Consider the following 17,979-nt stretch of genomic DNA (forward strand, 5'->3'; position numbering starts at 1 on the left):
GCCGGAGCGGCTCCGCTTCGCCGCCGTTCCCTCCTCGGCCGAGCTCGCCGCGGCCGTCGACGGCGTCGCGACCTGGTTCACCGACCCGCACGGAGCCGCGGCAGGACGGGGTGGGGAAACACGGGCGTCACACGGGTGGGGTTCACTGGGGGGAGACGCCCGACGGGCGCGGGACGGAGGCGCGGCATGGACCTGAACACGATCCAGCGCGTCCGGGTGGTGCGCGAGCGCTCCGAGCTGGCGGGCCGCGGGCCGCGCTCAGCGGTCATCGGAGGCGGCTCCTGGGTGTTCTCCCTCCCCCACGACCACCTCGACGAGCTCCTCGACCTGCAGGGATTCGCGTGGGAGCCGATCGTGCGCACGGACGCCGGGCTCTCGATCGCGGCGACCTGCACGCTCAGCGAGCTCGCCGCGATGCCCGACGCGGGCGACACCGCCCATCCGCTCTTCTTCCAGTGCTGCACGGCACTGCTGGGCTCCTTCAAGATCTGGAACGTCGCCACTGTCGGCGGCAACATCGCCAACGCCCTGCCCGCAGGACCGATGATCAGCCTCGCCGCCGCGCTCGACGCCACCGCCCTCGTCTGGCGGGCCGACGGCTCGGACGTCGCCGTGCCGGTCGCCGAGCTCGTGACCGGCAACATGACCACTTCCCTGGCCCAGGACGACGTCATCCGCTCGATCGAGTTCCCGCTCTCCTCCCTCCGGGCGCGCACCGCGTTCCGCAAGACGGCGCTCTCCCCTCTCGGACGCTCCGGCGCCGTCGTCATCGGCCGCCTCGACACCGACGGCGCGTTCGTGCTCACGATCACCGCGGCGACCGTCCGGCCGGAGCGGCTCCGCTTCGCCGCCGTTCCCTCCTCGGCCGAGCTCGCCGCGGCCGTCGACGGCGTCGCGACCTGGTTCACCGACCCGCACGGAGCCGCCGACTGGCGCCACGCCGTCGTCCGCGTGCTCGCCGAGGAGATCCGCACCGAGCTGACCGGAGGCGCCCGATGAGGTTCACCGTCAACGGGGAGCCGGTCGACGCCTCCCCCCGCCCCGGCCAGGTGCTGCGCACCCTCCTCCGCGACCACGAGCACTTCGAGGTGAAGAAGGGGTGCGACGCCGGTGACTGCGGCGCCTGCTCCGTCCTCGTCGACGGGACGCCGTTCCACTCCTGCCTCTACCCCGCCCACCGCGTCGAGGGGCGCGAGGTGACGACAGCGGCCGGCCTCGGCACGCCCGAGGAGCCGAGCGCGGTGCAGGAGGCGTTCGTCGAGGCCGGCGCGTTCCAGTGCGGCTTCTGCACGGCCGGCATGGTGGTCACGGCCACGGCGCTCGACGGAGTCCGCGCCGAGGACGTGCCGCGGCTGATGAAGGGCAACCTCTGCCGGTGCACGGGCTACCGCCCCATCCGCGAGGCCGTGACGGGCGCCTGCGCGTCCGGGCACGGCGCGCACGCGGCCGAGCCGTCCGGAGCGGATCGCACGGAGGCCTCGGTCCGCGGACGGCACGCGGCCCCGCCGTCGGGTCTCACCCCCGTCCGCCGCACCGGTCGCCCGTCGGCCGAGGAGTCCCGGGTCGGCCGCTCGCTCGGCGCGCCCGCCGGCCGGCGGATCGTCCAGGGCCGCGAGCCGTTCACCCTCGACGTCGCCGTCCCCGGCCTGCTGCACCTGAAGGTCGTCCAGAGCCCGCACGCCCACGCGCGCATCCGCTCGATCGATACGGCCGCCGCCCGCGCGATGCGGGGCGTCGTCGCGGTCCTCACCGCCGAGGACGTCCCGGACGTCCTCTACTCCACCGCCCGCCACGAGTCCCGGCTCGACGACCCGGACGACACCCGCATGCTCGACACCGTCGTCCGGTTCCGCGGGCAGCGCGTGGCCGTGGTGGTCGCGGAGTCGGTGGCCGAGGCGGAGGCGGCCTGCCGCGCCGTCGAAGTCGACTACGAGGTGCTGCCCGCGGTCTTCGACCCGGAGGAGGCGCGCTCCCCCGGCGCGCCGCTCCTGCACGCCGACAAGGATCCGATCGCCTCGCGCATCGCCCGGCCGGAGGCGAACGTCGTCGCGGAGCTCCACGGAGAGCACGGGGACGTGGCCGCCGGACTCGCGGAGGCCGACGTGGTCGTCGAGGGCCGGTACTCGACCTCCCGGGTCGCGCACACGGCTCTCGAGACCCACGGCACCATCGGCTGGCTCGAGGGCGGAGAGCTGGTGCTGCGGACCTCGACGCAGGTGCCCTTCCTCGTGCGCGACGAGATCGCGCGCCTGTTCGACCGCGATCCGTCGACCGTCCGCGTCTTCACGGCACGGGTGGGCGGCGGCTTCGGCGGCAAGCAGGAGATCCTGACGGAGGACGTCGTCGCCCTCGCCGTGCTCGCCACCGGCCGGCCCGTGCAGTTCGAGTTCACCCGGAGCGACGAGTTCACGATGGCCCCCTGCCGACACCCGATGCGGGTCGGCGTCACGCTCGGCGCCCGGCGCGACGGACGGCTGACCGCCCTCGCCGTGGACGTGCTCTCGGACACCGGCGCCTACGGCAACCACGGACCCGGCGTGATGTTCCACGGCACCTCGGAGTCGGTCGCCGTCTACAGCGCGCCCAGCAAGCGCGTCGACGCGCAGGCCGTCTACACGAACAACCTCCCCTCGGGGGCGTTCCGCGGCTACGGCCTCGGGCAGGTGATCTTCGGCATCGAGTCGGCGATGGACGATCTCGCCCGCGAGCTCGGGATCGACCCGTTCGAGCTGCGGCGGATCAACGCGGTGCGCCCGGGCGAGCCGCTGGTGGTCACGCACGTCGAGGGCGACGACATCGGCTTCGCCTCCTACGGGCTCGACCAGTGCCTCGACCTCACCGAGGCGGCACTGGCCGGCGGCGGCGGCTCCCCCGCCCCCGACGGACCGGGGTGGCGGACAGGGCAGGGCACGGCACTGGCGATGATCGCCACCATCCCACCGCGGGGCCACTTCTCGGAGGCGACCGTCACCGTCGACGCCGAGGGAGTGCTGACCATCGGCGTCGGCACGGCCGAGTTCGGCAACGGGACGACCACCGTGCACACGCAGCTGGTCGCGAGCGCCTTCCGCGCCTCGGCCGACCGGGTGCGGATCCGCCAGTCCGACACGGACGCGGCCCGCTACGACACCGGAGCGTTCGGCAGCGCCGGCACGGTGGTCGCGGGCAAGGCCGTCCACTCGGCCGCGACGCGCCTCCTCGCCGAGCTGCAGGCGCTCGCCAAGCGGCTGACCGGGCACGACGAGACCTTCGAGCCCGACGACGAGGGCCTGCTCGCTCCGGACGGCACCCGGGTCGCGTTCGCCGATCTGGTCCGTGCGGCCGGCGGACCGGTCACCGCGACCGGGAGCGAGGACGGCGCTCAGCGCTCGCTCGCGTTCAACGTCCAGGGCTTCCGCGTCGCGGTGCACGAGCCGACGGGCGAGGTGCGGATCCTGCAGTCGGTCCAGGCGGCCGACGCCGGCTTCGTGATCAACCCGGCGCAGTGCCGCGGGCAGGTCGAGGGCGGAGTGGCGCAGGCGATCGGCTCGGCACTGTACGAGGAGGTGATCCTCGACGGCGAGGGCACCGTGACCACGGCGATCCTCCGGAACTACCACATCCCGCAGATGGCGGACGTGCCCGAGACCGAGGTGCTCTTCGCGGACACCGCCGACGAGCTCGGGCCGTTCGGCGCGAAGTCGATGAGCGAGGCGCCCTACAACCCGGTCGCCCCCGCACTCGCCAACGCCGTCCGCGACGCGATCGGCGTGCGGCCGACCGAGCTGCCGCTCTCCCGCGACCGGATCTGGCGGCTCCTGCACCCGGACGCCGCCCCGGTCGCGTCCGTCGAGGCGGAGGCGCCGCCCGGTTGAACGACGACGGGCTGAGCGCCGATCGGCTGCCGCAGCTCAGACGCGCGACGCCAGCTCCGTGCTCGCGCGGGCGACCTCGCGGGCGATCGCGTCCTCGTCCGCGTTCACCAGCCGTCCCTCCCGCACCGTCGGGCGACCCTGCACCAGGAGCAGGCTCAGCGGGGGCTGCGCTCCGAGTGCGAGCGCCGCGACCGGGTCCGCGATGCCCGCGTGCTCGATCCCGTCGATCCGCCAGACCGCGAGGTCGGCGAGCTTGCCGACCTCGATCGAGCCGATCTCGTCCTGCCGGCCGAGCACCCGGGCCCCGCCGATGGTGGCCACCGAGAGCGCCTGCCGGGCGCTCATCCGGTCGGCGCCGGCGCGCAGGCGGTTCATCAGCACCGCGGCGCGGATCTCGGAGCCGAGCTGACCGGACTCGTTCGACGCCGCGCCGTCCACGCCGAGGCCGACCGGGGCTCCCGCAGCCAGCAGCTGCGGGATCGGCGCGATGCCCGCCGCGAGCCGGCCGTTCGAGGACGGGCAGTGCGCGACTCCGGTGCCCGTGGCCGCGAACTTCGCGATCGCGTCGGCGTCGAGGTGGACGCAGTGCGCCATCCAGACGTCATCGCCGAGCCAGCCGAGCGACTCCAGGTGGTCGGTGGGCGAGAGGCCGAACGCCTCCCGCGTGTAGGCGTCCTCCTCCACGGTCTCGGAGCCGTGGGTGTGCAGCCGGACCCCGAGCTGACGGGCGAGGACGGCCGACTCGCGCAGCAGGTCGGTGGTCACCGAGAAGGGCGAGCACGGGGCGATCGCGACCCGCACCATCGCGTCGGCGGAGGCGTCGTGGTACCGCTGGACCGCCTCTCCACTGGCCTGGAGCGCGGCCGCCGTGGTCTCGACGGCGAAGTCCGGCGGGAGGCCGCCCCGGGACTCGCCGAGGTCCATCGACCCGCGGGTCGCGTGCAGCCGGAGGCCGAGGGTGCCGGCCGCGTCGACGATGCCGCCGACGATGTCGCCGGAGCCCCGCGGGAAGACGTAATGGTGGTCGGCGACGGTGCTGCAGCCGGACCGGGCGAGGACGCCCATCGCGCCGAGGGCGGCGGAGCGGGTCAGGTCGGCGTCGATGCGGGACCAGGCGGGGTAGAGCGCGACGAGCCAGTCGAAGAGGATCGAGTCCTGCGCCCAGCCGCGGGTGAGCCACTGGTAGAGGTGGTGGTGCGTGTTGACGAGCCCGGGAGTGAGCAGGTGGCCGCGGCCGTCGACCCGCGTGAGCGCGATCGCCTCCTGCGCCGGCAGGCCCGTCGGGGACCGTCCGTCGAGGGCCCACGCCGGAGGGTCGCCGGCTCCGACGGCGACGATGCGGGAGTCGTCGACGACGACGTGGCCGACGGGGTGCTCGGTCCCGTGCGCGTCGACGGTGGCGACGTGGGCTCCGGTGAGGACGTGGCGCTGCATGCCCCGAGCATGGCAGCGCGGTGTTTCGCGGCCGTTTCCCGCCGGAGTGCGAGCAGGCCGGCGCGATCACGACGGCGCGCCGTCAGGGGAGGACGTGCGGCTCAGCGCGCCGCGTGGATCGGGCCCGAGCGCCCCGCGAGCGGCTCCCCGGACGTCCCCGTGCGCGCAGCGAGGACCTCCGCGAGGATCGACACGGCCGTCTCCTCCGGCGTCGACGCGCCGATGTCCAGGCCGATCGGCGAGTGCAGGCGGGCGAGCGCCTCCTCCGTCACTCCCGCCTCGCGCAGCAGCCGCAGCCGCCGCTCGTGGGTGCGCCGCGATCCCATCGCGCCGACGTAGACGACCGGGAGCGCGAGCGCGGTCTCGAGCAGCGGGATGTCGAACTTCTCGTCGTGCGTGAGCACCGCGATCACGGTGCGCGAGTCGACCTCGGCGCGGGCGAGGTGGTCGGACGGCCACTCGACCACGACCTCGTCGGCGCCGGGGAAGCGCTCGGCGGTCGCGAACACCGGACGCGCGTCGCAGACGGTCACGCGGTAGCCGAGCAGGGATCCGGCGGAGCAGAGCGCGGCGGAGAAGTCGACGGCGCCGTAGATCAGCAGGCGCGGCCGCTCGGCGTGCACGATGTAGGCGATCTCGAGCTCGGCGCTCCGGCAGGCGGTCTCGACCGTGGCCGAGCGGCCGGAGGCCAGGCGCGCCTCGCGCTCGGCGAGGATGCGGCGGGCGGTGTCCTCGTCCAGGTGCGGGCCGACGACGTCCTGGAGGCGCGTCGCTCCGGTGAGGACGAGGCCGATCAGCTCCTCCGGGCCGCCGACGACGATCGCCAGCGCGGCCGAGCTGCCGGCGCGGGCGGCGCGCAGCTCGGCGAGGACCGCGGTGGAGCCGGAGTCGACGACCTGGCCGAACACGCGCAGCTGCCCCCCGCAGGACAGGCCCGCGGCGAAGGCCGCCTCGTCGTCGAAGCCGAAGTGCTCGGACGCGCTGCCCGAGTTGCCGAGCACCTCCTGGGCCAGCGCGTACGCCTGCGCCTCGACGCAGCCGCCGGAGATCGAGCCGATCGCGCGCCCCTCCGCGTCCACCGCCATCGAGGAGCCGAGAGCGCGGGGAGCCGAGCCGAAGACGTGCGTGACCGTGATGACCGCGACGCTCCCGCCCGCCTCGACGCGCTCGAGCAGGGGGTCGGCGATGTCGAGCACGACGGCCTCCTCTTCTCGGACGGGAGGCGACGGCGCCGGGGCTGCGGGGAGGCCGGGCGGAGCCGCCGACGGGCGCTCACACGCAGGAAACATGCCGAGTATAGGGTCGATCCATGCCTGACGACGCTCCCTTCCTCGACCTCGTGATCCGCGCCTCCGACGTGCTGACCGAGAACGGCCGGCGTCCGGCCAGCATCGCGATCGCCGAGGGCCTGATCGTCGCGGTCGGCGAGCGGGACGCCCCCTGGCGGACCACGGAGGAGATCGTCCTCCCCGAGGGCCAGGTCCTGATCCCGGGGATCGTCGACACCCACGTGCACGTCAACGAGCCGGGCCGCACGGAGTGGGAGGGCTTCGCCTCCGCCACCCGCGCGGCCGCCGCCGGGGGCGTCACCACGATCATCGACATGCCGCTGAACTCGATCCCGCCGACCACCACGGTGTCGGGGCTCGAGGCCAAGCGCGCGGCCGCCGGGCCGCAGGCGCAGGTGGACGTCGGATTCTGGGGCGGGGCGATCCCGTCGAACCTCGGCACGCTGCGCGAGCTCCACGACGCGGGCGTCTTCGGCTTCAAGTGCTTCCTCTCGCCGAGCGGAGTGGACGAGTTCCCGCACCTGAGCCGGGAGCAGCTCGTCGAGGCGATGCGCGAGATCGCCGCCTTCGACGGACTGCTGATCGTGCACGCCGAGGACCCGGCCGAGCTGGAGGCGAGCGCGCTGGAGCCCGGCGCCTCCTACGGCGCGTTCGTCGACTCCCGCCCGCCCGCCTCCGAGCGCAGCGCGATCCTGCACGTGATCGAGGCCGTCCGCGAGACCGGCTGCCGCGCGCACATCCTGCACCTCTCCTCCGCCGACGCGCTGCCGCTCCTGCGCGAGGCCAAGGCCGAGGGGCTGCCGATCACCGCCGAGACCTGCCCGCACTACCTCACCTTCGACGCCGGCTCGATCCCCGACGGCGGCACGCAGTTCAAGTGCTGCCCGCCGATCCGCGACGAGCGCAACCGCGAGCTGCTCTGGAAGGGGCTGCTCGACGGGACGATCGACATCATCGCCTCGGACCACTCCCCCGCCACCGCCGAGCTGAAGCTCCCCGCCGGCGGCGACTTCGGCGTCGCCTGGGGCGGGATCTCGGGACTCGAGCTGAGCTTCCGCGCGGTCTGGACCGGGGCCCGCGAGCGGGGCATCCCGCTCGAGCAGGTCGTCGCCTGGATGTCCACGGCGACCGCCGCGTTCGCCGGGCTCGGCCAGAAGGGCCTGCTGCACGCGGGGTCCGACGCCGACCTGGTCGCGTTCGACCCGGAGGCGCAGTGGCGCGTGGACGTCGACGCCCTCTCGCACCGGAACCCCGTCTCGGCCTACGAGGGCCGCGTCCTCCGCGGCGCCGTCGCCGCCACCTGGGTGGGCGGCCGCCGCGTCACCGCCGCGACGGTCCCGCCCGCCGGGCGCCTCCTCACCCGCCCCTGACCTCGACCCGCCGATCCCCCGCCTCCATGACGACACCTCGGGGAGCTCGACCGCTCACGCCGAGCGCCGCCGTGTCATCGGCAGGTTTCGAGCGTGTGAACGGAGGCGGGTCGGAGCCGCGGAGCGGGCGGATCGCACAAGACTCGGAGTCCCGGCGGCGGCTCCTCGGGATGCTCCGCCGGTGCGCGGAGCCCCCGGCAGGCGCGAGGCTGGCAGACGGGCTCGCAGGAGCCGCGAGCAGGACGGTCACCACCGCGTGACCGGGCCCGGCCGCACGGAACGGACAGGAGCGGACATGTCGATCATCCTCGGGGACCACCAGTACGGGAAGGCCGAGAACCGCGTCGTGCGGATCTACCGCGAGACCCCGCGGCATGAGATCCACGACGTCAACGTCTCCACGGCCCTCCGCGGCGACTTCGAGGCCGCGCACCGAGAGGGCGACCAGTCGGCCGTCCTGCCCACGGACACGCAGAAGCAGACGGCGTACGCCTTCGCCAAGGAGAAGGGCCTGCGCTCGATCGAGCCCTACGGCCTCGAGCTGGCCCGCCACTTCGTCGACGGCTACGAGCCCGTCCACGGCGCCCGCATCGAGATCGAGGAGTTCGCCTGGGAGCGCGTGCTGGTGGACGGGCGCGAGCACGACCACACCTGGGTCCGGAAGGGCCAGGAGACGCGGATCGCGTCGGTCACGGTCGAGGGCTCGGGCGAGGAGCGGCGGATGTGGATCACCGGCGGCTTCAAGGACCTCACGATCCTGAAGTCCACGGGGAGCGAGTTCCACGGCTTCCTCACCGACCCGTACACGGTCCTCCAGCCGACGAACGACCGGGTGATGGCGACCTCGCTGGTCGCGAAGTGGCGCTTCGCCCTGAGCGAGGACGAGATCGCGGCGATGGACTGGGAGGCGGTCTACGCGGGCGTCAAGGCGCTCATGACGAGCCGCTTCGCGACCGTGCACTCCCTCGCCCTCCAGCAGACGCTCTTCGAGATGGGGAAGGCGGTCCTGGAGGAGTACCCGCAGATCGTCGAGATCCGGATCTCCGCGCCGAACAAGCACCACTTCGTCTACGACCTCTCGCCCTTCGGCGTCGAGAACGACAACGAGGTCTTCCACGCCGCCGACCGCCCTTACGGGCTGATCCAGGCGAGCGTCACCCGCGACGACGCGCCGCCCGCGGGATCCGCCTGGACCGCCTACACGGGCCTGGTGTGACCGGCGCCGGGGGCGTCCACCGGGGGCACGTGCTGCACGTCGCCGGGGGTGCGACGCTCGCGACCGCGCGGGAGTCGCTGGTGTCGATCCCGGACGGCGCTCTCGCCGTGGACGAGGACGGCACGATCGCCTGGGTCGGTCCGTACCGCGAGCTGCCGGACCGCTTCGCGCTCCTGCCGGTCTCCGGCGACGCCGCGTCGATCCTGCTGCCCGGCTTCGTCGACGCGCACGTGCACTTCCCCCAGACGTTCTCGACCGACGGCTTCGGCGGCGGCCAGCTGCTCGAGTGGCTCGACCGGACGGTGTTCCCCTCGGAGGCGCGGCTCGCCGACCCGGAGTTCGCCGACGTCGTCGCGCGAGCCTTCACCCGGCGGCGGGTGGCCGCGGGCACGACCGCCGCGATGGTCTTCGGCTCCGCGTTCCCGGCCGCGCAGGACGCCCTCTTCGAGCGCACCCGCGAGGCGGGGCTGCGGATCGTGTCGGGGCGAGGGATCCAGACCACGGGCCCGGCCTCGGCGGCGCCCCTGATCACCTCGGAGGAGGAGGCGCTGACGCTCGCGTCGGAGGAGATCGACCGCTGGCACGGGAGGGACCCGCTCCTGCAGGTCGCGCTCGTCCCGCGGTTCTCGCTGTCCGTCACTCCCCGGACCCTCGGAGCGCTCGGCGACCTCTACGACGACGTCCGCGGACGCGGCGTCTACGTGCACAGCCACCTCAACGAGAACGACCGGCCCGGCGACGGCGAGATCGCCGCCGTGCTCGGCGCGTACGGCACCCGCAGCTACCTCGACACCTACGACGGGCTCTTCCTGCCCGGCTCCGCGCGCGGCGGCTCCTCCCTCCTCGGGCCGCGCACGATCCTCGCTCACGCCGTGCACTGCCAGGACGCGGAGCTGCACCGGATGGAGGAGACCGGCACCTCGATCGCCCACTGCCCGACCTCGCAGCAGTTCCTCGGCTCCGGCACCATGCCCTGGCGCCGGACCGTCGCCTCGGGGGTCACCGTCGCCCTCGGTTCGGACGTGGGCGCGGGCGACGAGTGGCTGCTGGCGCGAGTGGCGAACGACGCCTTCAAGGTGCACCTCTCGGAGCCCGGCGACGCGGCCGTCGCCCTGCATCCGGCCGAGCTCCTGTTCACGGCGACGCTCGCCGGCGCGCGGGCGCTCGACCAGGAGGAGCGGTTCGGCAGCCTCGACCCCGGGAAGGACGCGGACTTCCTCCGCATCGAGCCCGACCGGTGGGAGCCGCTCGCCGACGTCCTCGCCCACGGGATCCGCGCGGACGACGAGGAGGAGGCGACGGCCCAGCTGCTCTTCGCCCTGCTGATGACCCTGCGCGAGCCGGCGATCGCCGCGGTGCACGTCCGGGGCAGGCGGATCGTGGCTCCGGAGTGACGGGGCCGGCCCGGGCGGCGCGGTGCGGACCGCGCGCACTCGGCCGTCAGCGCAGGCGCAGCGCCAGGAACAGGTCGGCGCGGTCCGCGGTGTCCGACAGGTCGCGCTGCGTCAGCTCCTCCACCCTCGCGATGCGGTACCGCACCGTGTTCAGGTGCAGGTGCGTCTGCTCCGCCGTGCGCACCCACGAGCCGCCGCAGTCGAGGAACGCCGCGAGCGTGGCGACCAGCTGCGAGCCGTAGCGCGCGTCGTGCTCGACGAGCCGCCCGAGCACCAGCTCGACGAACACCGAGCGCAGGTGGTCGGGGACCGCGCTCAGCAGCTGCACGGCGGAGGTGACCTCCCCGGAGTCGCTGACCCGCACCGGAGCGTCGTCGCCCGGAGAGCCCGGCAGCAGCATCCCGTAGCGTGCCGAGCGGAGGGCGCCGCCGAGCGCGGGCAGCGGAGTCGCGGCGCTCGTCCCGACGCGCAGCACGGCGCCCGGCCACGCGGCTCCCGCTCGTCGCAGCGCCGAGGTGACGACGGCGAGCGGATCCGCGCCGGTGGGGATCGCATCGGTCGCCTCGGTGGGCAGCACCGCCACCGCGCAGCCCTGGGCGTCGCGTCCGACCACGGCGCGGCCCAGGTGCGCGGCGGCGTCGACCAGGACACGGCGCGCCAGGTCCGGGGGCGCGTCGCCCTCGAACTCGGCGGCGACCACGGCGCACCGCCCGGCGCCGCCGAGTCCGAGCTGCCGCAGGTACACCGCGGCCTCGGGCTGCTCGCTGTCCTCCTCCACGAGCTCGAGCAGGCGGTCGGCGAGAGCGGAGTCGGCCGAGAGCGCCGCCTCCCGCTGCAGCCGGTAGACCCCCACGACTCCGGCGAGCTCGGTCACGGCGTCCAGCACTGCGGCGGGCCAGTCGTTCCAGTCGCCCCCGACGACGACCAGCCAGGAGGTGGCGCGGTGCTCGCCCGCTCCGGCGACGGTGAGGACCGACAGGGCGCCGCCGCGGGCGTCCGCGACCACGACCGGGCTGCGCCGGGCCGTGAGCGCCGCGTGCACGACCCGCTCGATCTCCCCCAGCCCCAGGGGCGAGGCGGAGGCCGCGGTCCGGCCGGTGGCGGTCAGCACCGACACGGGGAGTCCGAGCTCGCGCGAGGTGCGCGTGACGAGCTCGTCGAGCTGCTGCCCCCGGTAGACCTCCGTCAGCAGCTCCCGCTGGCGGGCGAGGGCGGCCGTCAGCCGGGCCACGCGGTCGCCGGCGAGAGCGTTCGACAGGTGCGCCGTGATCGCGCCGAACGACACATCGGCCGGCACGGCGATCAGCGGGACGTCGTGCTCGCGGCAGGCGACGACGAGGTCGTCCGGCACGAAGCCCAGCAGCCCCTCGCCGGCGAGCAGAGCGCTGGCACCCGAGTCCGCGACCGCGGCGACGAAGGCCGCGCTGTCCTGGGCGTCCCGACGCCAGACCAGACCGGTCAGCACCAGCTGGTCGCGCGAGATGTAGCGGCGCGGGTCGAGGAGATCGGTCGTGAAGATGCCGTCGACCGGCCGGGCGAGCGCTCCGTCGCCGGCGACCAGCACGCGCAGCCGCAGCTGCGGCGCGTCGAGGACGTCCTGCAGCTGCATCAGCTGCCCCGGTAGGTCGAGTAGGCGAAGGGGCTGAGCAGGAGCGGGATGTGGAAGTGCGCCTCCTCGTCGTCGAGGCGGAAGGCGACGACGACCTCGGGGTAGAACGACTCGGTGCCCGAGGCGGCGAACCAGGCGCCGGTGTCGAAGACGACCCGGTGGACCCCGGCGGCCAGGCGCTCCGGCCCGAAGGCCGCCACGCGGCCGTCGTCGTCGGTGCGGGCCTCGGCGAGGCGCTCCCAGCCGGAGCCGACACGGGCGTCGAGAGCCACCGGGACCCCTCGCGCGGGGCGGCCGCGGACGGCGTCGAGCACGTGGGTGGTGACGCGGCTGGCGTGCCCGCTCATCGTGCGGCCTCCGCCCGGACGAGGCGCCCGTCGTCGAGGCCGCGGACGCGCAGCACCGTGATCTCCCGCAGCTGCTCCGCGACGATGCGGGCCTCCGTCTCGTCGTCGAGCCCGAGCCTCCGCTCCAGCTCCGCGACGACCTCGGCCCGGTCGCGGCCGGCCGCGCGGAGGAGGAACACGCGCCCGAACCGCTCCTCGTAGGCGCGGTTGCCGGCCAGCAGCCGCCGGGTCAGCTCCTCGTCGCCCGTGCGGCTCGCCGCCTGCTCCGCGGCCGAGAACGCGGAGGAGCGCCCCGCGCCCGCGTGCCGCTCGCCGATCCGGGGGTGGTCGGCCAGCGCCGCCTCCACCTCCTCCTCGGTGAGCGTGCGCGCGGCCCGCTCGGCCGCGTCGGCGAGCGCGTCGGCCGACGGGTAGGGCGCGCCGGAGGCGACCTCGTCGGCCCAGCGGGGGACGGCGAGGCACGCGAGCAGCACGTCGCGGGCGGTCTCGGATCGGGTGTCGGTCATGCGGTCTCCTTCGTCCGGCGGAGCAGGGGCTCGGCCTGCGGCACGATGGTCGGATGGATCTGGTCGGGAGTCGGGACCTCGTCGGGCTGGTGCTCGCGGCGGGTGCGGGGCGCCGGGCGGGCGGCCCGAAGGCGCTGCGGTGCGACGCGGCGGGAGTTCCCTGGGTGGAGCGAGCCGTCGAGAGGCTCCGCGCGGTGGGCTGCGAGCGGGTGCTCGTGGTCCTGGGCGCGGAGGCCGGACGGGCGCGCCTCCTGGTGCCGCCGTCCGCGGACGTGGTCGTCGCGGCGGAGTGGGAGAGCGGCCTCTCGGCGTCGCTCCGCGCGGGTCTCGCCGCGGCCGAGGGCGTCGCCGCGCTGGTCGCCCTGGTCGACCTGCCCGAGGAGCCGCCGAGCGTGGGGGCCCGGCTGCTCGCGGAGGCGCCGGTCGCGCCGGACGTGCTCGCCCGCGCGGTCTTCCGCGGTCGGCCCGGTCATCCGGTGCTGCTGGGACGGGACCACTGGCCGGAGCTCCTCGAGGGCGTGCACGGCGATTCCGGCGCGCGCGACCTGCTCCGCGCGAGGGGCGCGCGCGGGGTGGAGTGCGGCGATCTGTGGTCGGGAGCCGACCGCGACGGGCCGGACTGAGCGGTTCACGCCAGGCCTGCGTCGTCGAGGGCGGCGGCCAGCGCCCGCCAGGCCAGCGTCGCGCAGACGGAGCGGACGGGGTTGCCCGCCACCGCGAGCAGCGCCTGCTCCTCGCCGGCGAGTGCACCCTCCCGGTGCGCCATCGCCGCGAGGAACGCGTCGATCCGCTCCCGCATGTCCGACGCCGGCAGCCCGTCGAGACCGTCCACGAGCAGCGACGCGGATCCCCGCGAGACCTCGCACCCCCGCCCGCTCCAGGCGAGGCGCACCTGCTCCGCGCCGCCGTCGACGCGCAGCTCGATCCGGTCGCCGCAGGTGGGGGTGATCAGCTCGGCCCGGCCGAGGGCCGGAGTCGGGTCGGCCTGCCCGACGGGGTCCTTGGCGTGCGCGCGGATCAGCTCCGCCGCCTCGCTCACGGCCGGTCCTCCAGCTCGGCGAGCTCCGCGTAGGCCGTGCTGATCCCGGCGATCCGCTCGCGCGACTCCCTCGGGGACGCGCCGAGCACTCCGGACGCCACGAGCGCGACCGCGCTCATCGCCGCCGCGTAGCTGTCCAGCGCCGTGCCGCTGTCGACCGGGCACTCCAGCCAGACCGCCGCGTGCTCCGCGTAGCGCCGGGCGGGCGGATCCGCGAGGAGCACCACGGGCACCTCGCGAGCGGCGAGCGTCCCGATCAGGGCGGCGAAGGAGGCGGGGCGGCGGCGGAAGCCGACCAGCACCACGACGTCCTCGGCTCCGAGCCCCTCGAGCTCCTCACCGAGCGACTGGCCGGGCTGCGGGGCGATCCGGACGCGTCCGCGCGCCTGGGCGAGCTGCTGGCGCAGGTGCAGCGCCACCGGGTAGCTGTTGCGCAGTCCGATCACGACGACCTCGCGCGCTCCCGCGATCAGCCGCACCGCCTCCTCCAGCCGCCCGTCGCCGAACGCGGCGGCCAGCCGGGCCAGGTTCGCCCGCTCGCTCTCGAGGTGCGCGGCGAGCGGATCCCCCTGTCCCTGCGCGGGACCGACCGGCACACCGGAGGACCGCAGCGCCCGGGCGTGCTCGCGCACCTCCTGCGAGTTCGAGAACCCCAGGCGGCGGAACAGCCGCGAGACCGTGGCCTTGGACACTCCGCTGTGCTGGGCGAGCTCGGTCGCCGTGTAGACGGCCAGGTCGCCGAGGTGGTCGAGGATGAAGTCGGCCGCCCGCTGCTCCTGCCGCGACAGCGCGGCGTAGCCGGCATCGATGCGGTGGCCGATGCTCGTCGAGGGGGCCGGGGCGGGGGTCACGCGGTCGGCGTCCCGTCGGCGAGCGCCAGCACGGCCGCCTCGAACGCGTCGAGCGCGGTCGCGACGTCGGCCTCGGTCACGTTCTCGTCCGGGTGGTGGCTGACGCCGCCCTCGCAGCGGAGGAAGAGCATCGCGTACTCGGCGAGGTCGGCGACCGCCATCGCGTCGTGGCCGGCCTTGGAGAACAGCACCATCGGCTCCGCGTCCCCGGTCGCGCGGATGCCCGCGCGCACGACGTCCTGCAGCCGAGAGGAGGCGACGACCGCGGGGGCCGAATGGGTCTCCTCCACCGTCAGCGCGAGACGGCGGCGCGACGCCGACTCCGACATCGCGTGCTCGATGGCGTCCCACGCCGCGTCGCGCTGGGCGTCGGTCTCGGCGCGGAGGTCGAGGCTGAACTCGACCCGGCCGGGGATGACGTTGACCGCGCCCGGGAAGGTCTCGAGCCGGCCGACCGTGGCGATCACGCCCTGCTCCCGCGCGATGCGCTCCACCGCGAGCACGGCCTCGGCCGCCCCGGTGAGCGCGTCGCGGCGGCGGTCGAGCGGAACTCCGCCCGCGTGCCCGGCCTTGCCGGTGAGGGTGAGTGCGAAGCGGCGGGCGCCCGCTATCGAGGAGACCACGGCGAGGGCGCGGTCCGCCTCCTCCAGGTAGGGGCCCTGCTCGATGTGCGCCTCGAGGTAGGCGAGGACGTCCTGCGCGTCGCGCGCGGCGGTGCGGATGCGCGAGGGGTCCAGCCCGAACTCGTGGAACGCCTCGACGAGCGTCGTCCCGTCGGCGTCCTCGAGCTCCCACCAGTGCTCGTCCCAGGTGCCGGCGAGGGCGCGGGAGCCGAGGAGCGCTGTGCCGAAGCGGGTGCCCTCCTCGTCGCCGAACGCGACGACCTCGACGGCGAACGGCAGGCGCCGGCCCGCCCCGTGCAGGCGCGACACCACGGCGATCGCGAGCATCACGCCGAGGATCCCGTCGTAGCGGCCCGCGTCGGGCACCGTGTCGAGGTGCGAGCCGAGCAGGAGCGCCGGGAGTCCCGGAGTCGCGCCCTCGTAGCGGCCGCACTGGTTGCCGGCCGCGTCCTGCCAGGTGCGCATGCCCGCCTCGGTCATCCAACGCGCGGCCATCGCGTTCACCCGGGCGTGCTCGGGCGAGAGGTAGACCCGCTCGATGCCGTCGCGGCTGGAGGAGACCGCGGCGAGCTCGTCGCAGCGGGCCATGATCGCGGCGGCGTCGAGGGCGGGGGCGGCGGTGGCGGCGGGGGGCGCGGTCGTGGTGGCCGGGTCCGTGGTCGTGCCGGTCATGCGCGTGCCGCCCCGTAGACCTCGTACGCGCCCGCGACTCCGCCGCCCACCGGCACGGAGGCGCCCGCACGGCGCAGCACCGCCTCCAGCGCCGCCAGGGTGGTCAGCACCGCGTCCGTCCGGGCGTTGTAGCCCATCGTGCCGATGCGCCAGACCTTCCCGTGCAGCGGCCCGAAGGACGTCCCGATCTCGATGCCGAAGTCGGCGAGCATCTCCCCGCGCACCGCGTCACCGTTCACGCCCTGCGGGATGCGCACCGCGACGACGTTCGTCATCTTGTGCCCGACGTCGCCGAACACCTCGAGATCGAGGCCGCGGACTCCGGCGAGCATCGCCGACCCGTGCAGCGCGTGGCGGGCGACCGTCTCGTCCAGGCCCTCCTCGACGACGATGCGGGCGCACTCGCGCGCGCCGTAGAGCATCGTGGTCGCCTCGGTGTGGTGGTTGAGTCGGCGCGGCCCCCAGTAGTCGAAGATCATGCCGAGGTCGAAGTAGTTGGAGCGGACGCGGCGGGCGCTGACAGTGTCGCCCTCGTCGCGGATCCCCGCCTCGATGCTTTTGCGCGACTCGATCACCGCGACGGCCTTCTCCGAGAAGGTGACGGGAGCCGATCCGGACGGGCCGCCCAGGCACTTCTGGAGCCCCGCGGTGACCGCGTCGAGCCCGAGCTCGTCGGTCGCGAAGGCGTTGCCCGCGAGGGAGGCGGTGACGTCGGTGTAGAAGAGGGCGCCGTGCTTCTCGCAGAGGGCGCCGAGCTCCTCCAGCGGCTGCGCCATGGTGGTCGACGTGTCGCCGTGGACCACGGCCAGCATCTTCGGCTTCACCCGGGCCAGGGCCTCGGCGATCGCCGAGACGGGGAAGACCTGCCCCCACTCGGCCTCGATCACGTGCACCTCCGCGCCGCACCGCTCCGCGATCTCTCGGAGGAGGTGCCCGAACCGCCCGAAGACCGGCACGAGCACGCGGTCGCCCGGCTCCAGCATCGAGACCAGCGCCGCCTCGATGCCCGCACGGCTCGTGCCGTCGACGAGCATCGTCTTCTCGTTGCGGGTGCGGAACACCTGCCGGTACAGCTCCTGCGTCTCCGTCATCGTCGCCGTCATGAACGGGTCGTACTGCCCGACCAGCTGCGCCGACATCGCACGCAGGACGCGCGGATCCGCGTTGATCGGGCCCGGCCCCATCAGCAGGCGCGGCGGCGGATCGACGGGGAGGAACGGTGCGGGCGCGGTCATGGGCCACCTCTTCACGAGCGGGAGAGAAACAGTCGTTTCACCCGGAGAGCCTATGCGACGGACGTTTCGCCGGTGTTTCGCGGTGTGGCGGGGGTGTCGGGGAGGGTCGCGAGACGCTGGTCGGCAGGAGGGCCGTGGTGGAGGGAAGGACCTCCGGACGGTGATCGAGGACCGGATCGTCGCCCTCACCTAGGCGTCGATCGCGATCATCTTCGGTGTGGTGTTCATCACTCAGAGCGAGCGGATCTCTGCGCGGGCCCGGGATCAGCTGCGGAAGCACGGGCAACGGGCCCGGCCTTCGGGGCAGTCGCCGTTCCTGACGGCCGCGGGCGGAGCTCTCCTCGTCGTCATCGGCGTCCTCGTGGTCCTGCTGACGGCGACGTCGGTCCTGTGCGGATCGTCCTGATCCGGTTGATCGGAGCCGGCTCGACGTCCGCTGGTGCGGCGAGCCTCCTCCACAGGGCCGTCCGGCGAGCGGGTTCTCCCGATCAGACGCACCTGCGGCCTGCGTGTCGGTGGTCGCTGGTTCAATACGGGTAT

General features: G+C 74.6%; 15 protein-coding genes. 6 read left to right on the forward strand and 9 right to left on the reverse strand.

What is annotated here, in order from left to right; all coding sequences use genetic code 11:
* Window positions 1-186 precede the first annotated feature (186 nt).
* On the forward strand, window positions 187-999 hold the full coding sequence (locus C5C10_RS07565; protein ID WP_104328941.1) for an FAD binding domain-containing protein: 813 nt from the start codon (window positions 187-189) through the stop codon (window positions 997-999).
* Window positions 996-3,854, forward strand: a complete 2,859-nt coding sequence (locus tag C5C10_RS07570) for a molybdopterin cofactor-binding domain-containing protein (RefSeq protein WP_104328942.1) — start codon at window positions 996-998, stop codon at window positions 3,852-3,854. Before C5C10_RS07565 ends, C5C10_RS07570 begins: the two co-directional genes overlap by 4 nt.
* A 36-nt stretch (window positions 3,855-3,890) precedes the next feature.
* Here C5C10_RS07570 and C5C10_RS07575 read toward each other — a convergent pair whose 3' ends face one another.
* Window positions 3,891-5,288, reverse strand: coding sequence for an 8-oxoguanine deaminase (locus tag C5C10_RS07575; RefSeq protein ID WP_104328943.1), 1,398 nt, complete (start codon window positions 5,286-5,288; stop codon window positions 3,891-3,893).
* Window positions 5,289-5,389: 101 nt separating this feature from the next.
* A complete protein-coding gene (locus C5C10_RS07580) occupies window positions 5,390-6,484 on the reverse strand; it encodes an XdhC family protein (RefSeq protein ID WP_104328944.1) in 1,095 nt (364 codons plus the stop codon).
* Between the two features lie 113 nt (window positions 6,485-6,597).
* On the opposite strand from C5C10_RS07580, the gene allB reads away from it, so the two are divergent.
* The 3 genes from allB to C5C10_RS07595 all read left to right on the forward strand — a co-directional run bounded on the left by allB (window position 6,598) and on the right by C5C10_RS07595 (window position 10,557).
* Complete coding sequence (allB, locus tag C5C10_RS07585) at window positions 6,598-7,947, forward strand: allantoinase AllB (protein WP_104328945.1); 1,350 nt, start codon at window positions 6,598-6,600, stop codon at window positions 7,945-7,947.
* Window positions 7,948-8,242: 295 nt separating this feature from the next.
* On the forward strand, window positions 8,243-9,163 hold the full coding sequence (pucL, locus tag C5C10_RS07590) for a factor-independent urate hydroxylase (RefSeq protein WP_104328946.1): 921 nt from the start codon (window positions 8,243-8,245) through the stop codon (window positions 9,161-9,163).
* Window positions 9,160-10,557, forward strand: coding sequence for an amidohydrolase family protein (locus C5C10_RS07595; protein ID WP_104328947.1), 1,398 nt, complete (start codon window positions 9,160-9,162; stop codon window positions 10,555-10,557). The genes pucL and C5C10_RS07595 overlap by 4 nt, the downstream gene beginning before the upstream one ends.
* A 46-nt stretch (window positions 10,558-10,603) precedes the next feature.
* On the opposite strand, the gene C5C10_RS07600 is transcribed toward C5C10_RS07595, so the two are convergent.
* Genes C5C10_RS07600 through uraD form a run of 3 tightly spaced genes read right to left on the reverse strand, consistent with a single transcriptional unit; the run spans window position 10,604 to window position 13,019 of the window.
* Window positions 10,604-12,166 (reverse strand): PucR family transcriptional regulator, encoded by a 1,563-nt coding sequence (locus C5C10_RS07600; RefSeq protein ID WP_104226647.1) that lies wholly within the window; start codon window positions 12,164-12,166, stop codon window positions 10,604-10,606.
* Window positions 12,166-12,513, reverse strand: a complete 348-nt coding sequence (gene uraH, locus C5C10_RS07605) for a hydroxyisourate hydrolase (protein WP_104223494.1) — start codon at window positions 12,511-12,513, stop codon at window positions 12,166-12,168. The genes C5C10_RS07600 and uraH overlap by 1 nt, the downstream gene beginning before the upstream one ends.
* Complete coding sequence (gene uraD / locus C5C10_RS07610) at window positions 12,510-13,019, reverse strand: 2-oxo-4-hydroxy-4-carboxy-5-ureidoimidazoline decarboxylase (RefSeq protein ID WP_104234584.1); 510 nt, start codon at window positions 13,017-13,019, stop codon at window positions 12,510-12,512. The genes uraH and uraD overlap by 4 nt, the downstream gene beginning before the upstream one ends.
* Window positions 13,020-13,072: 53 nt before the next feature.
* Between uraD and C5C10_RS07615 the strand changes: the two genes are divergently transcribed.
* A complete protein-coding gene (locus C5C10_RS07615; RefSeq protein WP_104234583.1) occupies window positions 13,073-13,642 on the forward strand; it encodes an NTP transferase domain-containing protein in 570 nt (189 codons plus the stop codon).
* A 5-nt stretch (window positions 13,643-13,647) separates the two neighbouring features.
* Here C5C10_RS07615 and C5C10_RS07620 read toward each other — a convergent pair whose 3' ends face one another.
* Genes C5C10_RS07620 through C5C10_RS07635 form a run of 4 tightly spaced genes read right to left on the reverse strand, consistent with a single transcriptional unit; the run spans window position 13,648 to window position 17,439 of the window.
* Window positions 13,648-14,058, reverse strand: coding sequence for an iron-sulfur cluster assembly scaffold protein (locus tag C5C10_RS07620; RefSeq protein WP_104260556.1), 411 nt, complete (start codon window positions 14,056-14,058; stop codon window positions 13,648-13,650).
* Entirely contained in the window at window positions 14,055-14,909 is an 855-nt protein-coding gene (locus C5C10_RS07625) for a MurR/RpiR family transcriptional regulator (protein WP_219812189.1), read from the reverse strand. The genes C5C10_RS07620 and C5C10_RS07625 overlap by 4 nt, the downstream gene beginning before the upstream one ends.
* Window positions 14,906-16,204: an allantoate amidohydrolase gene (locus C5C10_RS07630; RefSeq protein ID WP_104326771.1), complete on the reverse strand. Its 1,299-nt coding sequence runs from the start codon at window positions 16,202-16,204 to the stop codon at window positions 14,906-14,908. Before C5C10_RS07630 ends, C5C10_RS07625 begins: the two co-directional genes overlap by 4 nt.
* Entirely contained in the window at window positions 16,201-17,439 is a 1,239-nt protein-coding gene (locus tag C5C10_RS07635) for an alanine--glyoxylate aminotransferase family protein (RefSeq protein ID WP_258060477.1), read from the reverse strand. Before C5C10_RS07635 ends, C5C10_RS07630 begins: the two co-directional genes overlap by 4 nt.
* Between the last annotated feature and the right edge of the window lie 540 nt (window positions 17,440-17,979).

Origin of the sequence: Rathayibacter sp. AY1A3, assembly GCF_002930975.1 — a bacterium.
GTDB lineage: Bacteria > Actinomycetota > Actinomycetes > Actinomycetales > Microbacteriaceae > Rathayibacter.